The 2,916-nt window shown below is 44.7% G+C and carries 3 protein-coding genes; all 3 read right to left on the reverse strand.

Annotated elements, in window-relative coordinates:
* Window positions 1–285 (reverse strand): cyclic nucleotide-binding domain-containing protein (locus H6S82_RS26885; protein ID WP_191057008.1); only part of this gene is annotated, 285 nt, incomplete at its 3' end.
* A 247-nt stretch (window positions 286–532) separates the two neighbouring features.
* Window positions 533–1,942, reverse strand: a complete 1,410-nt coding sequence (locus H6S82_RS26890) for a cytochrome c biogenesis protein (RefSeq protein ID WP_190465147.1) — start codon at window positions 1,940–1,942, stop codon at window positions 533–535.
* Between the two features lie 4 nt (window positions 1,943–1,946).
* Window positions 1,947–2,687, reverse strand: coding sequence for a cytochrome c biogenesis protein CcdA (locus H6S82_RS26895; RefSeq protein ID WP_190465146.1), 741 nt, complete (start codon window positions 2,685–2,687; stop codon window positions 1,947–1,949).
* Between the last annotated feature and the right edge of the window lie 229 nt (window positions 2,688–2,916).

The following is a 2,916-nucleotide window of genomic DNA, read 5'->3' on the forward strand; positions in this document are numbered from 1 at the left end:
GAAAAGAAATCTTTTTTTGTCAATAAAAGCCAATTTGCAGTCTATTTTGGCAATGGCTGTATAGGTTCTGTTTCCTATGCCGACAAGTGCGCCGACACCAAAAACTTCGCCTGTTTTGATTGTCTCCACAACTTTACCGTTGACTGAGATGTCAACTTCCCCTTCCAGGATGCCGTACATGACATCACCTGACTGACCTTCCTCGAAGATGATTTCGCCTGTTGAAAATATTTTCGGGTCTGATTGTTTTTGAAAGATGGCGATCGTTTTTGCAGGTTCTAACATTGTCTTGTGAGTTTAGGACTTGTTGCGCCAAGAATCATATCAAGTCCGGTTGCATAGTAGCGTAAAAAATTTGCGATCGCATCTGTGTTCATCTGTGTTCATCTGTGTTCATCTGTGTTCATCTGTGTTTATCTGTGTTTATCTGTGGTTAAATTTTCACCCACGATTCGTACAAAAAATCCTCAACATCTTTCATGTACTACCAATGCTACCGGACACGATATCAGTTTATCAATCCCGGAGAAATTTAACTTTCACTGGCTAAAGAAGTAGGAGCGATCGCAACTTTTTCGCTCATCTCTGGCCTTTGCAGTTCCTCTAATATCTCGATAATCTCCCGTTCAAAAGCAACTTGAGCGCGATTTGTTCTACCTCCTACATAAAGGCGACCGTCTTTTTGCAAGGCCCAAATTTGGGAGTGAGAAACATAGCTCATCATCACACTTAGCATCAGCAAGCCAAAACCAGTATAAACAATGGGAATTCCCGGATCGGCTTTGATTTGCAAACCCGTACTGCCCACAACTTCCACAATTTTAAGCCTGACGCCATTGATTACTGTAGCCATTCCCTCGCGAACGGTGGTTTGCAGTTGGCCTTTCGTATCGTAAATTAGTAAAGTGCCCTGCAAATCGCGTGCTAAAAGGGAAACGCCTTCACTTAAATCTGGTTTAGTGGGAATCCAAGTACCCCAGATTCTACCTTGGCCACCAGTATCGAGTTGAGCCATCGGTAACTGTAGAATGGGGCTGTTATTTAGCTGGAATCGAATAGCGGCGATCGACCAATCTGTTTGATACAATGTCACGCCTCGGTAACGCAGGGGTTTATTCACGTAAATTTTCTGACGATCTACTTCTTTCCCCTCTTTATCCAAAACCGATAAATCCGAATAAAACTGGTCAATTCCTCCTTCTGGCGTATAGTCAATCCAGAAGCGATTTACTTTAACCGACCAGTCTTTGAGAATTTGCGGATTTGCTAATGGCCCAGCATCGACGATATTTTTTACCTGAAAACTTCCTCCGCTGGGAATCAATTCTTGTGCCATAAATCCGGTCATCGCGCCCCAAATTGAACCAGCCAGAACGATTAACATACTGGCGTGGACGACGATCGGGCCAATCCGTCCTACTATCCCTTTACGCGCATATAAAGAATTTCCTTCTTGAAAAATCCGATAGCGGCGCTTTTGCAATGCCGGTAATAAAGAATTGAGCGAACCTGTTTCAAATTCCGCACTCAAAGCTAATTTTTCAAATTGGCCACTTCGATCGAAAAATTTCCAATTGCGGGCAGCTTTCAATGCTGGAAACTGGCGGGTAAAGGTGCAGGCGGTTAAGCTAGTGCCAAACAAAATTAGCAGCGATAAAAACCACCAAGTCCGATATACCCGATCCAATCCCAAGATGATGATAACTTTCCAGGTGAGGAAGCCAAATAAAGCTGGATTTTCTGGATAGTTGGATTGATAATAGGGGATGGATTGACCTTGTTCGATTACTGTGCCGCTGATGCTGAAGGCTGCGATCGCTAACAGCAGCAATATTGCCAATCGCAAATCTGCCAGTAGGGGCAGTAATTCTTGTCGAAAAAAAATTTTAACAGTTGCAACAACTTTAGCCAAATTTGATGAAGAAAAATCTTTTGAATTCATTCGCTTAAAAATTACCCAAAGGAATCCGAGACAGCAAGGAAAATACGCCAAATCCTACTAACAATGTGCCGCTAACTGGATTTATCCAAGCAGACCAGCGACGCAGTTCCAACAACTTTTTGATAGACCCGGTAAACGTACCTGCCAAAATTAAAGGTGCGACGTATCCCGCTGTGTAGAATAGCAGAAAAAGGCCACCTAAAATCGCGTTTTGCGTTTGTGTAACCCAAGCGAGTAATGTAGCTAGGACGGGTGTGCTGCAAGGGGAAGCAACTAAACCAAAAGTTAAACCCAACAAATAGGAACGCACGCCATCTGGTAAGTTCTGGGAAATCCATTCTGTGCCGCCAAAGGAGGGAAATTGCAACGGTAGGGCTTCTAGTAAGTTTAGCCCCATGATGATGGCGATGATGCTGACGATAATTGGCAACCCAATGCCTATTTGACCGTAAACTTGTCCTACTAAAGCGGCGGCAATTCCCAATCCAGCGAGTGTAGTTGCCAATCCCAAGGAGAACCAAGTAGATTGTGCGATCGCTTGCAGGCGACTTTTGGCTTCGTATCCGCCGATGTAGCCGATCGTAATTGGCAACATGGAAAGCATACAGGGTGTCAGGCTGGTAAGCAAGCCCGCTGCAAAGATGACGCCGACACTCAGCCAGGTGAGTTGGGTTAGCTGAGTTTTTACGAGGCTATCGGCAAGTTGTCCGAGTTGATAGAGATAGGTTTGCAGTGTTTCGATCATGGACTGGTTCGCTCGCGAAATGCTTGACCTGCTTGCATTTTAGCCTATTGGAGGTCGCGAGGTGAGCGATCGTTTATACCTATGGAGTACAGGAGCGGACACTTGGCTGTGTATTGCCGTCATTTATACCATAAGTTATACATTTACTGAAGCCACCCCAGCCCTAAAGGGACGGGGGTTCAAAATGCGATGAAACCTCCACTTGGCTCTCCCAAATTGGTACAACATC

Source organism: Planktothrix sp. FACHB-1355, from assembly GCF_014748295.1.
Classification (GTDB): Bacteria; Cyanobacteriota; Cyanobacteriia; order Cyanobacteriales; family Aerosakkonemataceae; genus Aerosakkonema; species Aerosakkonema funiforme_A.

What these genes read in the sequence shown, in the direction of transcription:
- H6S82_RS26890 (WP_190465147.1), bottom strand. Translation starts at nt 1,942, where the DNA reads ATGAATTCAAAAGATTTTTCTTCATCAAATTTGGCTAAAGTTGTTGCA.
- H6S82_RS26895 (WP_190465146.1), bottom strand. Translation starts at nt 2,687, where the DNA reads ATGATCGAAACACTGCAAACCTATCTCTATCAACTCGGACAACTTGCC.